Here is a 459-nt window from a genome sequence, read left to right on the forward strand (position 1 = left end):
ATTGATCCTGAACGGGTTGCTCGGTGCCTTGCGGGCTTACCTCCTGCGAGGGTTCACCGAGGCCTGATCTGACAATACAAGAAACCAAAATGCCGGGAGCTGCCCATGTTGTCCGACCGTATCGAAGCAAAATGGATCGACGCGTTCTGCGAGATCTTCGAAAGATGCGCCGTCAAGGCCGGCGACACGGCGGCGATCCTGGTCCTCACGCACGACCATGGCCTCGACTATCGGCTGACCGCAGCTGCGTTGCGGAGCCGGGCCTGCTTCATTGGCTTGATCGGTTCGCAGACCAAGCGCGCGCGGTTCCTGTCCCGCTAGCGAGGCGAGGGGTTTGGTGACGACGACCTTTCCCGGCTTACGTGCCCGATCGGCCTGCCCGGCGTGACTGGCAAAGAGCCGGAAGTGATCGCGATCGCCGCGCTCGCCCAGATACTCTCTCTGCGTTAATCTATTTAC

General features: G+C 61.0%; 1 pseudogene. It reads left to right on the top strand.

Annotated elements, in window-relative coordinates:
• Positions 1-105: 105 nt before the first annotated feature.
• Positions 106-450, top strand: a pseudogene (locus AACY49_RS30865) (XdhC family protein).
• Positions 451-459 lie beyond the last annotated feature (9 nt).

The sequence above is a fragment of the Pseudomonas sp. EL_65y_Pfl2_R96 genome (assembly GCF_963970905.1).
In the GTDB taxonomy this organism is placed as follows: domain Bacteria; phylum Pseudomonadota; class Gammaproteobacteria; order Pseudomonadales; family Pseudomonadaceae; genus Aquipseudomonas.